This window comes from Wolbachia endosymbiont (group A) of Lasioglossum fulvicorne (assembly GCF_964028605.1).
GTDB lineage: Bacteria > Pseudomonadota > Alphaproteobacteria > Rickettsiales > Anaplasmataceae > Wolbachia.
In genome coordinates, this window is the sequence record NZ_OZ034798.1 from 534,569 (window position 1) to 549,788 (window position 15,220).

Genomic DNA, 15,220 nt, shown 5'->3' on the forward strand with positions numbered 1-15,220 from the left:
ACCTTGTGGTAAGAAAAAATCAATATATTCACGATAAATTCACCTCATATCTGTGTTTTATATGTGGAAATTAGAATGGAAATTTATGTAGGCAAAGAAAAAAGAATAGCAAATGTAGTGACTCAACACTGGAATGACATAAAAGGATCAGACAGAGATTGGCCAGAAAGGCATGAAATAGACACTGCAGAAATAATGCAATCATGGCAACATTGTTTTGTCATTGAAGTCAAGGATCAAGGTTATATTTGTGAAAATGCAGGAGAAAAGGCTGTTGAATTCTATGGTTTTGAGAAAAAGACGCGCATTGATAATAAGTATGCAATTGATGCACCATTTTTGCGACTATATAAAATAGATGCAGTTATTGATAAACTTGATACTGTAATAGAGAGTAAATGCCCGATCAATGAAGAGGAAGAAAGTGAAAGTGTTAAAATGAGGCAAGTATTGTTGCCACTTGGGAATAAAGAAGGTATAACACACATATTGGGCGTAATTACTTTTAAACTCCTTTAATATACAATTTTAATTTGATTCTTTAATAAAATTATTTATACTAATGCTTAATTACTATTAAAGAACTCAATAGTAGTGCTTGTAAATTTATTCGGAATATGAAGAAAATAAAATTAAAAACCAAATCTTCTGTTAAAAAGCGCTTTCACCTTACAGCTAAGGGTAAAGTCATTTCTACTCAGTCAGGCAAAAGGCATGGCATGGTAAAGAGAAGTAAATCTAATATTCGTAATCAGCGCGGTACAACGATTCTTGGTAAGTCTGACTCGCGTATAGTTAAGCTTTATATGCCTTATGGTATTTAACAAAATGGAGGTAAAGTAAAATGGCTCGGGTAAAACGTGGAGTCACTGCTCACGCTCGTCATAAAAAAATATTGAAATTGGCAAAGGGTTATAGAGGACGCGCAAAAAGCTGTTATAGAATTGCATTACAGAGAGTTGAAAAAGCACTGCAATATGCTTACAGAGACAGAAGAACCCGTAAACGTGATTTCCGTGGCTTATGGATAATACGTATTAATGCAGCAGCAAGAGAGCATGGGCTTACTTATGGTAGGTTTATGCATGGTCTTACACTTGCCGGCATTGATTTAAATAGAAAAATTCTTGCTGAGATGGCCGTTAATTATAAGGATGATTTTGCCAAATTAGTGGAAGCTGTAAGTGGTAAACTAGCGGAGAATTCTTAAAGCAAAAACACCATGAGAATTATTTTCATGGGGTCACCAGGATTTGCTGTTAATTCTCTGAGCTTGTTACTGAAATCAAAGAGCGAAGTGGTAGTAGTATACACCAAGGCTCCAAAACCTTCGGGGCGTGGACAGAAGCCAACGAAATCTCCAGTACATGTTATCGCTGAAGAAAGTAACATAGAGGTATGTACTCCTATCTCTCTAAAGTTTTCGGCAGAGCAAGAAAAATTTAGAAATTTCAAACCAGACTTTGCAGTTGTTGCCGCGTATGGATTGATACTTCCAAGAGAAATTTTGAATATTCCAAAATATGGTTGTATTAATATTCATCCTTCATTACTACCAAGGTGGCGTGGTGCAGCCCCGATACAGCACACAATTTTAGCAGGAGATCAAGAAACCGGGGTTAGCATTATGCAATTGGATGAAGGATTAGATTCCGGCCCTATTTTAAAACAGGAAAAATTTCTTATCGAAAAGAACGATAATTACAAGACATTGCATGATAAATTATCTAAGCTAGGCAGTGATTTACTGCTGAAAGTGCTAAACGAAATTGAAAAACAGGTTCCCTTAAAACAGAACAATAACGATGCATGTTACGCTGACAAAGTTGAAGACTATAAAATTTATGCAAGTGATGCCTGTGAAGTTGCTTATAGAAAGGTTAAAGCGTTTTACCCAAAAGCGTTCATCAAGATAGAGAATAAACGTATCAGGATACTTGATGCTGGCTTTGAAGCTTTCGCTTCAGAACAAGGTAAGATTGTTAATGATAATATGCACATAAGTTTAAAAGGTGGCACTTTAATTCCTAAAGTTGTACAAATGGAAGGGAGAAATCCTTGCAGTATTGAAGATTTTATTCGTGGCTTGAAATCAAGCATGGTAAAAAAATTTATAGAATAGATTGCTTTGAAGGAAAGGTTAGGAGGGCTAAAGCAACTTCTACAATTTGGTATTCCGCTGCTTGTTAGCGGAATCTACAACAAGATACCGCGTTTTGGTGTACGAACATTGCAATTTGCAGGTAATTTGAGTAGTAGATGGTGTCATTCCAGTCTGGAATCCAGTTTCTATTGTACAGCCACCTGGTGTGCTCATTTAAAGTGAAGTTTTCTGGATCCCAGTGTCTGGGCACTGGGATGACATCTTTCTTGGTCTCTTGTATCACAATGTTCGTACAGTTGTGGATACCGTGGCGGTATGACGTAGTAGCTATATATAGACAAATTTCTTTTTCTTAGATATAATCTTAAAAAACTTTCCATATAAAAATGAAAATAAAAAGAGCTTTAATATCAGTATACGATAAAACGAATATAATTGATCTTGCATCGTTTTTAATGCAGCAACAAATAGAAATTCTTTCAACGGGAAATACTTATAAAGCACTATCTGATGCCGGAATAAGAACACAAGAGGTCTCAGATTACACACAATTTCCAGAGATACTGGGTGGTAGAGTAAAAACTTTACACCCTAAAATTCATGGAGGAATACTTTGCAATAGAGAAAAACACAAAACGGAAATACAAAATCTAGGTATTGAGCCAATAGACATGCTTATAACTAACCTATACCCATTTTGGGAGACAGTAAGTAGCGGCTCAAATGAAGAGCAAATTATAGAACAAATTGATATCGGCGGAGTGGCGTTAATTAGAGCTGCAGCAAAAAACTTTCATTTTACTTCAGTTATTTCTAGCATTCAAGACTACGAAGCACTAAAAGCTGAGATGATAAAAAATAACAATGAAACAACATTGGAATATAGAAAATATTTAGCAACCAAAGCATTTGCTCTCACTGCACACTACGATTCTAATATTCACAGTTGGTTTTTATCCCAGAGTAAAAATAATGAGTTGCCAGAGTTTTTCGCACTATATGGGCATAAAGCACAAGAATTAAGGTATGGTGAAAACCCTCATCAAAAAGCTGCATTTTATAGCAATCAATTCACCAAATATCCGCTGGAAAAAATACATGGAAAAGAGTTGAGTTATAATAATATAGTAGATATAGAGTCCGCACTTAACATAATTTCTGAGTTTAAAGAGCCTGCAGCAGTGATAATAAAGCACAATAACCCATGTGGAGTTGCTGTTGGTAATAGTGCTTTGGAGGCATATGAAAAGGCTCTATCGTGTGATGAAATAAGCAGTTTTGGTGGTATAGTTGCCTTAAATCGGGAGATAGATTTAAAGCTAGCAGAAAAATTAAACGAGATATTTTTAGAAGTTGTGATAACACCGTCAGTCAGCAATGAGGCACTAAAAATTTTGCAAAGAAAGAAAAATTTAAGAGTGATTATTCATAAATCTTTTCAACAAAATGTGAAATACCAAACTAAAAATGTTATTGGTGGGTTTTTGGTGCAAGAAAATAATGACCACACAATAAAAGCAGAACAAGTAACAAAGTGCACTACAACAGAAAAAGAAAAGGAAGATCTTATTTTTGCCTGGAAAATATGTAAACATGTGAAATCCAACGCAATAGTTATAGCAAAAGATGGTTGTGCTATTGGCATCGGCGCAGGGCAAACAAGCAGAATAGATAGTGTGAACATTGCAGTGAAAAAAGCAGGTGAAAAATGTAAAGGTGCAGTGCTTGCTTCAGATGCATTTTTTCCATTCCCAGATAGCATAGTAGAAAGTGCAAAACATGGGATTACAGCTATAATTCAGCCCGGCGGCTCGCTGAAAGATCAAGATGTGATAAAAGCTGCAAATGAAAATAAAATTGCTATGTTTTTCACTGGCGTTCGCAGTTTTTTCCATTAGGCTTTGTGTCTTATGTAAATGTTTGTATCCGTTCAGGATAGCGGCAAGACCATAGAGTAAAAGTGAGTTTATAACAAATGGTGTCATCCCAGTGCTTGACACTGGGATCCAGGAATTTTATTAAGTTGGTAAGCATAAAAGTAGCCGTTTTATGTTAAAATACAACGTTTTGATGATTATGAAAAAGCTGGATCCCAGTGTCAAGCACTGGGATGACAAGAAAGGAAGCACTGGAATTTTTGTTTCAATATTTGTACATTAGCCATGCGTCTGAACAGATACAAATGTTTGATTTTCTATGCATTTAACATCGCGTTTTGTAGAATATCAAATAAAAACCGTTTACAATCAACGCTCTACATGATAAATTAAAGACGGTTTATTCCTCGGTAGCTCAGTGGTAGAGCAGTTGGCTGTTAACCAATTGGTCGCTGGTTCGAATCCGGCCCGGGGAGCTCTTCTCTGTTAAATTCTAGTGTTAATCTTATATGGGCATTAAATCGGTCGTTTTATGTATACTAGATGGCTGGGGAAATGGAGTAGAAAGCAGTAAATACAATGCTATCAGCAACGCAAATCCACCCTGTTGGCAATATATTAGCTCTAATTATCCAAAATGCAGTTTATCCGCCTGTGGAACTGATGTGGGGTTACCTAGTGGTCAAATAGGTAATTCAGAAGTTGGCCACATGAATATTGGCAGTGGTAGAGTGGTAATGCAAAGCCTTCAGCGCATTAATCAAGAGATTGGAACAATAGAAAACAATGTAAATCTACAAAGTTTTATTAATGATCTAAAAAGTAAGAACGGAGTATGCCATATGATGGGATTGGTGTCTAATGGTGGTGTTCATTCGCATCAAAAGCATATTTCAACTTTAGCAAATAAAATATCACAGCATGGAATAAAAGTGGTGATACATGCATTTTTAGATGGCAGAGACACATTGCCGAATTCAGGAAAAAAATGCATTCAAGAATTTGAAGAGAATATAAAGAATAATGACATAAGAATTGCTACTGTTTCTGGGCGTTACTATGCTATGGACCGTGATAACAGGTGGGAGAGAACAATCGAAGCTTATGAGGCTATCGCATTTGCAAAGGCACCTCGTCACGATAATGCAGTATCGTTGATTGATGAAAATTATCAAAATAACATAACTGATGAGTTTATTAGGCCTGCAGTAATAGGTGACTATCAAGGTATAAAACCAGAAGATGGAGTGCTGTTGGCTAACTTTCGTGCTGATCGAATGATACAATTAGCAAGTATTTTGCTTGGCAAAACAGATTACGCTAAGGTAGCAAAATTTTCTTCAATTCTAAGCATGATGAAGTATAAAGAAGATCTCAAAATTCCTCATATTTTTCCTCCTACATCTTTTGCTAACACTTTAGGGCAGGTAATAGCAGACAATAAATTACGACAATTACGCATCGCCGAAACCGAGAAATACGCTCATGTGACTTTCTTTTTCAATTGTGGAAAAGAAGAACCTTTCTCTGGTGAAGAAAGAATACTCATTCCCTCACCAAAAGTTCAAACTTATGATTTGCAGCCCGAAATGTCAGCCTTCGAGCTCACAGAAAAGCTTGTAGAAAAAATTCACTCCCAAGAATTCGCACTGATAGTTGTAAATTACGCTAATCCTGATATGGTAGGGCATACAGGTAATATAAAAGCAGCCGAGAAAGCTGTGCTAGCTGTAGATGATTGTCTTGCGAAAGTGCTGAGTGCTGTTAAAAAGTCAAGCAACACCGCATTAATTGTTACTGCAGACCATGGCAATGTGGAATGCATGTTCGATGAAGAAAATAATACACCTCATACAGCACACACTCTAAATAAAGTGCCATTTATTGTGTCTTGCGATAATCTAAAACTAAGAGACGGAAGGTTATCTGACATCGCCCCTACTATTTTACAGCTACTTGGAATTAAGAAACCTGATGAAATGACAGGTAGTTCGTTAATTGTGTAATTTATCCGTTCAGCAGAGTGGCAAAATAGGTAGACAAGATAAACCAAAAAATCAAGAAGAAGTGAGTTTACAAGTTTACAACAAATGGTGTCATGCAAGTAGCTGACACACAACTGTACGAACATTACAATTTGAGCCTACCAGAAGGATGTCATCCCATTGCCTTGACTACTTGGATCCAGAAAAATTGATTGTAAACAAACGCACTATACAACATTTTCGATCAAAAGCTGGATCCCAGTGTCAAGCACTGGGATGACACCATTTGTTGTAAACTCACTTTTACTCTATGGTCTTGCCGCTATCCTGAACGGATACCGCTGGCAAATAGATGTGTTTTAACTTAACCCAACTTTTAAATTTTTCGCTGTTAGTACTAATGATTCATTAAAGAAGCTATCAATATCACCAATATTATCTATATTTTTTGTACTGATAGATTGGTCAATTCTTTTAACTAGATTAGATAAAACTTCATTAGGTCCAATTTCAACAAATTTGTTAATGCCACGGCTTGCCATACACAAAACCATTTCTCTCCATTTCACTCTGCTTACAACTTGCTTAGCAAGCAAAGTTTTTATAACTTTGGGATCACTCTCCTCTTTAGCTGTAACATTTGATATCAAAGGAACTATAGGACGGGTTATTTTAATACCCTTCAAAAACTCCAAAACTTTTTCATCAGCAGGTTTCATAAGAGATGAATGAAAAGGCCCACTAACTTGCAATTTAATCAGTTTCTTCACACTCGAGTTTTTGAATAAATCAGGTAACATCTCAAGGGCTTCTGCAGTACCACTTATAACCACTTGTCCACCACCGTTATCGTTTGCAATTTCACAAATTCCGTCAATTTGAACTGATTTCAATATATCTTCCACTTCATTTATCTCTGCTCCAAGCAACGCAACCATTCCGCCTTTACATTTCAGTGAAGCTTCATGCATTGCTTCGCTGCGAACTTTCAGCAGCTTGATTGCAGACTCAAGCGTTAACGCTCCTGCAGCACACAGCGCTGTATACTCGCCAACTGAATGCCCACAAACATACTTAACATTGTGATCAGTGAAAAGAGATTTGCCAAACACATGCTCGATAACGCGTAGCATTGCAATTGACACTGCCATTATAGCTGGCTGAGCGTTTTCTGTAATGGTTAATTCTTCAATAGGACCGTTGAAGATTAAATGAGACAGCTTTCTACCCAATATGCTATCTACTTCATTAAATACTTGTCTTGCAACGGAAAACTCACTATATAAGCTCTTTCCCATTCCTACAAACTGAGAGCCCTGACCAGGGAAAGCAAAAATCATGATAACTATTATTTATTCCTTATTAAGTATAACATTTTATTTATTTTTTGTCAATATTTTACAATAATGGTTGACTTAGTGAATCAAATTCACTAGAATGTTAACTGACTAAAAGTTTATAAGCAACAATGAATTATCATAAGATTATCATAGTTATGACAGACGGTCAAGAGTTTGAAACTCGTTCAACCTATGGAAAGGAGGGAGATAGGGTAAAACTTGACAGAGATCCTCTTACTCACCCTGCATGGACTGGAAGTTTGACAAGCGGGTTAGCAAGTAAAACTAGCAAATTAGCTAAGTTTAACGATAAATATGGCAGTATTTTCTAATTTTCCTCCTCTTTAAGTTTTAGAGAGTTTACTGAAGCATGCATAAATACAAAAATATAGGCTATGTTGCTTCTCCATCACCAAAATCGCAGGAAGTATCTAAACTATTAAAGAAACTTAATTTTATCAATATAACAGAAGAAAATAAGTCCGAAATCGATCTATTGATAGTTGTTGGCGGTGATGGCTTTATGCTACGCACTTTGCACAATTACGTCATAGAAAATAAAAACATGCATGTGTATGGGATAAACACTGGCAATGTTGGGTTTTTGATGAATAAATGCTTTAGCTGCAGTGAAGATTTAATTGATCATATAGAGCATGCAACTTCAACTCAGTTAACTTTGCTAAAAATGGAAGCAACAGATACAAGTGGCAAGAGATATCATTACATAGCAGTAAACGAAGTATATGTTTTTAGAAAAGCGAATCAAATAGTAGAAATGAATATCACTATCAACGATAAGCTAAAAGTAGAAAAATTTAGAGGGGACGGAGTAATATTATCTACTCCCACAGGCAGCACTGCATATAACTTCTCTGCCGGTGGCCCAATCTTGCCGCTAAATTCAAATTTACTTGCACTCACTTCTATCAATAGCTATTACCCAAGGCATTGGAATGGAGCACTAATCTCAAATGATACAATCGTGCAAATTGACATTAACGACACAAAAAACCGTCCAGCACTTGTAGTATCAGATTACAAGGAGTTTCATAATATATCACAGATAAAAATACAAAAAGACCACGAAAACACAATAACTTTGCTTTTTGACAAAGATTACCCTCTGAATGAAAGGATCTTTGATAGACAATTTCTATACTAATAATGTATCTGTTCAGATGCATGGCTAATGTACAAATATTGAAACAAAAATTCCAGTGCCCCTGTGATGTCATTCCAGTGCTTGAAACTGGAATCCAGCTTTTGATCGAAAATGTTGTATAGTACACAATCAAATTTTCTGGATCCCAGTGTCTGGGCACTGGGATGACACCCATTTGTTCCTATAGTTGTCTTTTCTCGTCTACCTTATTTTGCCACTCTGCTAAACAGATACATTATCTGTAAACTGGTCTTTACTAGATCTTAATAACTATAGCGTAATCAATGCAGCATAGTAATTAATTTTGGAGTGAATATGCATGGGTCAGTCGAAAAATCAACAGTAAAATTATAGCATTTCTCATAATAGTCCGAACAGGTCATAGGAAGGCAGAATCAACAGCACGACGAAAGGATTCGAATAGAGGAATGTTTTTCCTAGCTCTGTTTTTTATAGCAAACCAATGATGCTCAATTTTGTTGAAATCTGGAGAATACGGCGGCAGATACAAAATTTCTGCACCAACTCCTCTAGCAAGCTCGATAATCTTACCAGACTTATGAAAAGTAGCATTGTCAAGAATGACAGTCTGTCCAGGTTCAAAGATCGGTGTCAAAAATTGCTCAAACCATCCATTAAAAACATCCATATTACAGTGGCCTTCAAAGGTTAATGGAGCAACTATCTTTCTTCTACTTAAGGCTGCAACCATACTGATTCGTTGAGTTTTCTTTCCAGATTTTAGGCCATAAAACCGCTGTCCTTTCTGGCAATACCCATATGGATAGTCCTCTGTGTTATCAATGCCAGACTCATCTATATAAACTAAGTTTTCTGGTTCTTTTGTTGCTATAATTTTTAAGAATTCAGCACGTTTTTCTTCGTTTCTTTCCTTGTATCCATATGTCTTTTTTTGCGCGTAAATCCAATTTTTCTGAGAGCTCGGTGGATCGTTTGGATACTAACGTTGCCCCAAAGTTTAGCCATTTCCGACAGAGTCTTTCCTCCGTTTTCTCTGGCAAATTTAGCAAAGGCATCCCAGTCGGTAATTTTGTGATTGTAACCTCCATTTCCAAGTTTTTTTGATTGAAAGTCTCCTGTTTCTTTTCTTCTTTGCTGCCACTCCCATAAAGTAGTTCGTCCAATTTTAAATCTTGCTGCCACTGTTTCTCTGCTTCCTCCCTCCTCTAGCGCTTCCATTGCTTTTTTCCTTAAGTCATAACTATATGCTGCTGGCACTCAACCTACTTATCATCGTCTATCCTTATCTTGTCACATCCGGACTTCTATGAAAAGAGCTATAACTTCTTAGAACCTGTACATGATCTCAAGAAAGGAATAAACTAAGAGATAATATATATAAGTTATGATATATGAGGAGTTTATACCCAAGTGATATAAGTCGGGAAAGATTTGAGATTATGTTACCAGATCTAGAGTCCTGTAGAAAAAAAACAAAACCAAGGAAACTTGATTTGTATGATGTATTTTGTGGAGTGTTATACGTTCTGAAAAGCGGTTGTCAGTGGAGAATGCTACCAAAAGAGTTTCCAAAATGGCGCAATTGTTACGACTATTTTAAGAAGTGGAGTGAAAAACCAGATGCAGATAAAGAAAGTGTTCTGGAGCTGGTGTTAAAAAAAAATAGTTGGCGTGGTCCGACAAAACAATGGTCGGAAAGAAAAAACCAGCTTCTGCATAATTGATGCACAGAGTGTAAAAAATGCAGATACTGCTGAAGAAAAAGGCTATGATGCAGGCAAAAAGATTTCAGGAATAAAACGCCATATTGCAGTAGATACGCAAGGTTTGCCCCATGCAATTTATATAACAACAGCAGAGATAACTGACCGTAGCAGTGCTGTGAGAATGGTCGAAAATGCAAAAGAAAACCTCTCGGGAGTTAAAAATGTACTGGTTGATGCAGGCTATACTGGAGAGAATTTTGCAACTCAAATAAAAACGATTATTGGTGCAACCGTTGAAGTGATAAAAAGAAATGAATTACATTCCTTTGTTGTATTGCCCAAAAGATGGGTTGTGGAGCGATCTTTTGCTTGGTTAGAAAAATGTAGAAGATTGTGGAAAAATTGTGAGCGAAAACTCAATACTAGCCTACAAATGGTCGTTCTGGCTTTCACTGCCTTACTTCTGAAAAGATTATGAACAGGCTCTAAGGTAAAGTTAGCTAGAATTGGAGAAATTGTACCTCCTTGCGGAGTACCTGCAGTTGTGGGGTACAGGGTTTTTGATTCTAGGAAGCCAGCCTTTAACCAACTGTGGAGGATTTTTTTCTCCATAGGAATATGCTTCATGAGCCATTCATGGTTAATGTTGTCAAAACACCCTTTGATATCGCCTTCTAGTATCCATTGTGGTCGATTGCGCCTTGCCAGTAATAAATGACAAGCGACAATAGCATCTGCGCAGGATCTTTTGGGTCTAAAGCCATAGGAGTGACGGTCGCTGATTGTTTCAGATACTGGCTCCAGGGCAAACAAATATAATGCTTGCATGGCTCTATCTTTTATCGTGGGTATTCCAAGAGGCCTTCTTTTGCCATTAGATTTACTGATGTAAATTCGTTTTAGCGGAGAAGGTTTATATCCTCTTTGTTTTAACTGCTTTATTCCTTGAAATTTAGCATTGCAAGTTGACCATAGTTGACGATCTACACCTGCTGTGTTTTTTCCTTGGTTTTCAGTTACTCTTTTAACAGCTAAAGTTTTGCCGCTAAAGGAGCGTGTGAGAAGATGTTGTAGAGCTTTCACCTTACCCCATCTTCCTTGTTGGACAGCCTTAACAATACGTCTTTGTAGCCTCACAATAACTTTCTGGCATTTCTTCCATGGCAACTGCTTCCATGCTTCAAAGCTTTCGGTAGATGCACTTACAGGTTTACTTGTAATCATCTGCTTTCCTACCTTAAGTGGTTAACAAAGTTTCTTGTCACGAGGGACCAAATGGAAGTCTGCTCTTTTTCACGCGAATTAATGTTACAAATTCTATCCATTTCGTTACAAAATGGCATTCGCTTTCTCCATTATCCTTTACCTGCACTTCCATCAGCATTCCTTGCGGTTTGCTTGCCATGTAGGCGAAAATACAGGCTTACCCTGTTCCTTTTGTCATACAATAGTGGGTTAGGTGGCTTCTCTATACCGGTGGAATTATTATTTGCGTACATCCAGAAATGAAAAATGTAACTCATCCACATTACCTTTTGGTCGGAGCTTATCAGCATCTTTAGCTCTTTCATCATTACGATACTTATGAAGCTTCACTTACGTTCACCATACCACTAAGCCTAGCCCTCCAACCACATGATGCTTGTAGTTTATGCTTTCTCTCACGATTGAGCATCTTCTTTATCAAGAGGAGGTTCATTGTCCGCATCGCTTGGCACCAACTAGTTGCCCGATTCGCACTGATGCGTAGACTCAGATGGCAAAACATCTGGTTCAATAAGTTTTAGAATCCTTTCAGTTTCTTTCTGAATGAATTCCTCTCCTTTTAAACAATATGACCGAAGACTTTCAGGTCGTACCATTTCAATAATTAGCTGGGTTCCAGCAGAATCAGTACAGAGAACATCAACAATGCTCTGCTTTTGAGAAGCAATATCAGGATCCTGAATGGGACTTAAGAAAGAAACATCTTTTATCTGATCAACACCAGTAAGGCCTAGCATATCATTAAGAAAGTGAGTAAGAATGTCCTTATTATTTACAGAGCCAAAAATACGCCGAAAGGCAAAGTCGTTCTTAGGGTCGAGAAACTTAGATAAAGCCATAGCCAAAGTGCTTAAAAATATTAATAATTATACACTATTATTAACAACTATTCAACCATATTTTTGAAGATAGCTATAGCTAACACGTCATAGCCGCCACGAACCGTCATACCGCGATTCATTCGCGGTATCTCAGCCGCTAACAAGTAGCAGGATGACGATTGTCGGTGAACTTTAACTATAAAAGTCTAATTTTGCTTAGTAAGCACACTAACTATGAAACAATCTATATTACCATCAAAAACAGAATTTATATTGCCCACTTCATGTCCGGTTCTTAAATCCTTCACCATTTGATATGGATGCATAACGTACGATCTGATCTGATTGCCCCAGCCTATATCGCATTTTTTACCATATTCTTCAGCCATTTTCTGTTCTTTTTTTTCCAGTTCAATTTGGTATAAACGTCCTTTAAGTAATTTTAACGCCTCATCTTTATTTCTGTGTTGAGAACGACCATTTTGGCATTGAACTACAACACCAGTTGGAATATGCGTAATGCGTACCGCACTTTCAGTCTTGTTCACATGCTGACCGCCTGCTCCAGAAGCTCGGTAGGTGTCGATCTTTAGATCCTTTTCATCCACAGCAATATCAATTGAATCTTCGATCACTGGAGTTACTCCTACACTTGCAAAACTGGTATGACGTTTACCATTTGCATCAAATGGCGATATTCTAACCAGCCTGTGAATTCCACTTTCACTTTTTGCCCACCCATAAGCTTTTTCTCCAACGATTTTTATCATTGCAGACTTTATACCAACCGACTCTCCTTCTAATTTTTCTACAACTTCAACTTTAAAGTTGTGATAAATTTCTGCCCACCTTATATACATGCGCATCAGCATTTCAGCCCAATCATTGCTCTCGGTTCCGCCAGCTCCTGAGTGGATTTCTAAAAAGCAGTTATTATTATCTGCTTCACCAGTAAATAGGGACTCTGTTTCTTTACACTTGATTAATTTCTCTAACTTTATCAGCTCATTTTTAACTTCAGAGAAAAACTCTTCATCATTTTCATCAATAGCAGATTTCATTAAATCGATAGCGTTATTGTAATCACTTTCCAACTTTAAAAACGACTCTACGTCATTCTTAATTTTAGAACGTTCTTTTAAAACTTCTTGTGCTTTTTGGTTATCTTGCCATAGGTCATCATTCAACGCTTGGGAGTCAAGCTCTTCAAGACGCAACTTTAATTTTTCTATGTCAAAGACACCTCCTGATAAGAGAAATACTTTTATTTAAGCTTTGAAAGTGTTCAAGAATTTCTGGATAAGTTTTCATTATACTTTAGATTTTAATATATTTACTATCAATAACAATAACAGTAAACAAAATAGAAATTTAACCATATGATAGTTAATTTAAATAATTTCATTATACTTTAATGTTTAAGGGAATCAAGCGCGTATATTTATTAAAAAATAAGGTAAAGTAATGAATATTGAAATAAGTTCCCATTATGGTTTAGACAAAAAGGCTATTGATGACTTAATAGAGTCACTTGATAACGAGGAGCTAGAGAATGTTCGTAATATTGTAAAAACGATAGACAGTGTTCAGTTAGCTTATTTTTTATCTACTTCGATCAGTGATCACAGGGAGAAATTAGTTAATATCCTCGATCAACACTTGTTAAGTGATGCCCTAGTGCATGTAGTGCCAGATTTACAAATAGAGATCATAGAAACATTGGGAATAGAAAATACAGCAAAGTTACTAATGCTCCTTGATGTAGAAGATATAGTAACCATAGTGAAAGATTTAGATAGAAAGTCTGTAGAAAATATACTTTACTATTTGCCCAGCAAGACTCAGAAATCAGTAGAGGAGTTGCTATCATACCCAGAAGAAAGTGCAGGAAGGTTAATACATAAAGATATGGTTATAGCTCCATATTATTGGACAATAAATCAACTGACAGAATTTGTGTGCAACTATAAAAAAATACCAGAAAAATTTCACCAGATATTCATTATCAACTCAAAATTAGAGCCTATAGGCAGTGTTAATTTAAATAAGGTAATATCTCACTCAGGAGACACAATAATAAAAGAGATAATGGATCATGACATAAAAATCATTAAAACTGGAGTAGACCAAGAGGAAGTAGCAAGAATATTTAAAGATTACTCTCTATTATCAGCTCCGGTAGTAAATAAGAATGGTAAAATTATTGGTGTGATCTTAATTGAAGATGTGATAAAAGTTGTTCAACAAGAAACAGAAGAGGACGTACTCAAAATAAGCGGTGTATCTTCTAAAGCCGATATAAATGCCCCTATACATAAAACTATAATTAAAAGGCTACCTTGGTTACTGTTTAACCTCTTAGCTGCAACAATGTGTTCCATAGTAGTTGGCTTTTTCGATGACGTAATAAAAAGTTTTATAGTGCTGCCAATAATCATGCCGATAATTGCATCAATGAGCGGAAATGCAGGATCCCAAACAGTAACGCTAACCATCCGGGCAATCGCAACAAAATATCTAACTGAGCAAAATGCAAAAAGAATACTGATGAAAGAATTTTTAATAGGTCTTATAAACGGGGTGATTTTATCTACTATTTCATTAATAGTATTAGCAATAAGGTTTCACAACTTCAAAGTGGAGATGATTTTTGTGGTCTCCATGATTATGATGTCAATTATTGCAACGTTCATCGGAACTTTCATTCCTATAATGCTTCATCGCTTAAAGTCTGACCCTGCCGTTTCTTCTTCAATCCTAACATCGGCAACAACTGATATTCTCTCAGCTTTTATATTTCTTGGTTTAGCTACGATCTTTTTATTAAACAGTTGACACTATCTATAGCTATACCGCCCACAACTGTACGAACATTGCAATTTGCAGGCAATTTGCGTGGCAGATGGTGTCATCCCAGTGCCCCTCCTATGATGTCATCCCAGTGCTTGACACTGGGATCCAGATTGGGCACTAA

At 36.6% G+C, this 15,220-nt stretch carries 14 protein-coding genes, 1 tRNA gene and 2 pseudogenes; 11 read left to right on the forward strand and 6 right to left on the reverse strand.

Annotation, left to right across the window (positions count from 1 at the left end; translation table 11 throughout):
* The first annotated feature begins 75 nt into the window (after nt 1-75).
* The 4 genes from ABWU71_RS02880 (at nt 76) to fmt (ending at nt 2,122) form a co-directional block, all read left to right on the forward strand.
* Nucleotides 76-519 carry a PAS domain-containing protein gene (locus ABWU71_RS02880; protein WP_353284882.1) on the forward strand — a complete coding sequence of 148 codons (444 nt, stop codon included), beginning with the start codon at nt 76-78 and terminating at the stop codon, nt 517-519.
* A gap of 98 nt (nt 520-617) precedes the next feature.
* Nucleotides 618-824, forward strand: a complete 207-nt coding sequence (rpmI, locus tag ABWU71_RS02885) for a 50S ribosomal protein L35 (protein WP_015589253.1) — start codon at nt 618-620, stop codon at nt 822-824.
* A gap of 20 nt (nt 825-844) precedes the next feature.
* Entirely contained in the window at nt 845-1,210 is a 366-nt protein-coding gene (gene rplT, locus ABWU71_RS02890) for a 50S ribosomal protein L20 (RefSeq protein ID WP_353284742.1), read from the forward strand.
* A 12-nt stretch (nt 1,211-1,222) separates the two neighbouring features.
* On the forward strand, nt 1,223-2,122 hold the full coding sequence (fmt, locus tag ABWU71_RS02895) for a methionyl-tRNA formyltransferase (RefSeq protein WP_353284743.1): 900 nt from the start codon (nt 1,223-1,225) through the stop codon (nt 2,120-2,122).
* Between the two features lie 154 nt (nt 2,123-2,276).
* Here the strand turns inward: fmt and ABWU71_RS08050 are convergent.
* A pseudogene (locus ABWU71_RS08050) lies at nt 2,277-2,408 on the reverse strand (WPE palindromic element domain-containing protein); the annotation flags it as partial.
* Between the two features lie 82 nt (nt 2,409-2,490).
* Between ABWU71_RS08050 and purH the strand changes: the two are divergent.
* From purH to gpmI, 3 genes are all read left to right on the forward strand, one after another.
* Nucleotides 2,491-4,002 carry a bifunctional phosphoribosylaminoimidazolecarboxamide formyltransferase/IMP cyclohydrolase gene (purH, locus tag ABWU71_RS02905; RefSeq protein WP_353284744.1) on the forward strand — a complete coding sequence of 504 codons (1,512 nt, stop codon included), beginning with the start codon at nt 2,491-2,493 and terminating at the stop codon, nt 4,000-4,002.
* A 383-nt stretch (nt 4,003-4,385) separates the two neighbouring features.
* Nucleotides 4,386-4,457: transfer RNA gene (locus tag ABWU71_RS02910), tRNA-Asn, on the forward strand.
* Nucleotides 4,458-4,490: 33 nt separating this feature from the next.
* Nucleotides 4,491-5,987 (forward strand): 2,3-bisphosphoglycerate-independent phosphoglycerate mutase, encoded by a 1,497-nt coding sequence (gpmI, locus tag ABWU71_RS02915; protein WP_353284745.1) that lies wholly within the window; start codon nt 4,491-4,493, stop codon nt 5,985-5,987.
* Between the two features lie 338 nt (nt 5,988-6,325).
* On the opposite strand, the gene fabD is transcribed toward gpmI, so the two are convergent.
* Nucleotides 6,326-7,306 (reverse strand): ACP S-malonyltransferase, encoded by a 981-nt coding sequence (gene fabD, locus ABWU71_RS02920; protein ID WP_353284746.1) that lies wholly within the window; start codon nt 7,304-7,306, stop codon nt 6,326-6,328.
* Nucleotides 7,307-7,434: 128 nt separating this feature from the next.
* Between fabD and rpmE the strand changes: the two genes are divergently transcribed.
* Nucleotides 7,435-7,638 (forward strand): 50S ribosomal protein L31, encoded by a 204-nt coding sequence (rpmE, locus tag ABWU71_RS02925; RefSeq protein WP_007548602.1) that lies wholly within the window; start codon nt 7,435-7,437, stop codon nt 7,636-7,638.
* A 38-nt stretch (nt 7,639-7,676) separates the two neighbouring features.
* Nucleotides 7,677-8,471 (forward strand): NAD kinase, encoded by a 795-nt coding sequence (locus ABWU71_RS02930; RefSeq protein WP_070356930.1) that lies wholly within the window; start codon nt 7,677-7,679, stop codon nt 8,469-8,471.
* A gap of 379 nt (nt 8,472-8,850) precedes the next feature.
* On the opposite strand, the gene ABWU71_RS02940 is transcribed toward ABWU71_RS02930, so the two are convergent.
* A protein-coding gene (locus tag ABWU71_RS02940; protein ID WP_353284517.1) for an IS630 family transposase occupies nt 8,851-9,710 on the reverse strand; the annotation gives its coding sequence in 2 pieces (ribosomal slippage) (nt 8,851-9,386 and nt 9,386-9,710; 861 coding nt in all).
* Between the two features lie 134 nt (nt 9,711-9,844).
* Here ABWU71_RS02940 and ABWU71_RS02945 point away from each other — a divergent pair.
* Nucleotides 9,845-10,637, forward strand: a protein-coding gene (locus ABWU71_RS02945; protein ID WP_265023453.1) for an IS5 family transposase whose coding sequence is annotated in 2 segments (ribosomal slippage) — nt 9,845-10,108 and nt 10,110-10,637 — 792 coding nt in all. Because the reading frame shifts where the segments join, the coding sequence is not laid out codon by codon here.
* 20 nt (nt 10,638-10,657) lie between these two features.
* Here ABWU71_RS02945 and ABWU71_RS02950 read toward each other — a convergent pair.
* From ABWU71_RS02950 to prfB, 3 genes and pseudogenes are all read right to left on the reverse strand, one after another.
* Nucleotides 10,658-11,383, reverse strand: a pseudogene (locus ABWU71_RS02950) (reverse transcriptase N-terminal domain-containing protein); the annotation flags it as partial.
* A gap of 497 nt (nt 11,384-11,880) precedes the next feature.
* Entirely contained in the window at nt 11,881-12,264 is a 384-nt protein-coding gene (locus ABWU71_RS02955) for a PD-(D/E)XK nuclease family transposase (protein WP_353284747.1), read from the reverse strand.
* Between the two features lie 188 nt (nt 12,265-12,452).
* A protein-coding gene (gene prfB, locus ABWU71_RS02960) for a peptide chain release factor 2 (RefSeq protein ID WP_353284748.1) occupies nt 12,453-13,557 on the reverse strand; the annotation gives its coding sequence in 2 pieces (ribosomal slippage) (nt 12,453-13,481 and nt 13,483-13,557; 1,104 coding nt in all).
* A gap of 153 nt (nt 13,558-13,710) precedes the next feature.
* Here prfB and mgtE point away from each other — a divergent pair.
* Nucleotides 13,711-15,081: a magnesium transporter gene (mgtE, locus tag ABWU71_RS02965; RefSeq protein WP_353284749.1), complete on the forward strand. Its 1,371-nt coding sequence runs from the start codon at nt 13,711-13,713 to the stop codon at nt 15,079-15,081.
* The last annotated feature ends 139 nt before the right edge of the window (nt 15,082-15,220 follow it).

Excerpts from the sequence above, each read along its gene's own strand:
- ABWU71_RS02880 (WP_353284882.1), top strand. The coding sequence starts at position 76 with ATGGAAATTTATGTAGGCAAAGAAAAAAGAATAGCAAATGTAGTGACT.
- rpmI (WP_015589253.1), top strand. The coding sequence starts at position 618 with ATGAAGAAAATAAAATTAAAAACCAAATCTTCTGTTAAAAAGCGCTTT.
- rplT (WP_353284742.1), top strand. The coding sequence starts at position 845 with ATGGCTCGGGTAAAACGTGGAGTCACTGCTCACGCTCGTCATAAAAAA.
- fmt (WP_353284743.1), top strand. The coding sequence starts at position 1,223 with ATGAGAATTATTTTCATGGGGTCACCAGGATTTGCTGTTAATTCTCTG.
- purH (WP_353284744.1), top strand. The coding sequence starts at position 2,491 with ATGAAAATAAAAAGAGCTTTAATATCAGTATACGATAAAACGAATATA.
- gpmI (WP_353284745.1), top strand. The coding sequence starts at position 4,491 with ATGGGCATTAAATCGGTCGTTTTATGTATACTAGATGGCTGGGGAAAT.
- fabD (WP_353284746.1), bottom strand. The coding sequence starts at position 7,306 with ATGATTTTTGCTTTCCCTGGTCAGGGCTCTCAGTTTGTAGGAATGGGA.
- rpmE (WP_007548602.1), top strand. The coding sequence starts at position 7,435 with ATGAATTATCATAAGATTATCATAGTTATGACAGACGGTCAAGAGTTT.
- ABWU71_RS02930 (WP_070356930.1), top strand. The coding sequence starts at position 7,677 with ATGCATAAATACAAAAATATAGGCTATGTTGCTTCTCCATCACCAAAA.
- ABWU71_RS02955 (WP_353284747.1), bottom strand. The coding sequence starts at position 12,264 with ATGGCTTTATCTAAGTTTCTCGACCCTAAGAACGACTTTGCCTTTCGG.
- mgtE (WP_353284749.1), top strand. The coding sequence starts at position 13,711 with ATGAATATTGAAATAAGTTCCCATTATGGTTTAGACAAAAAGGCTATT.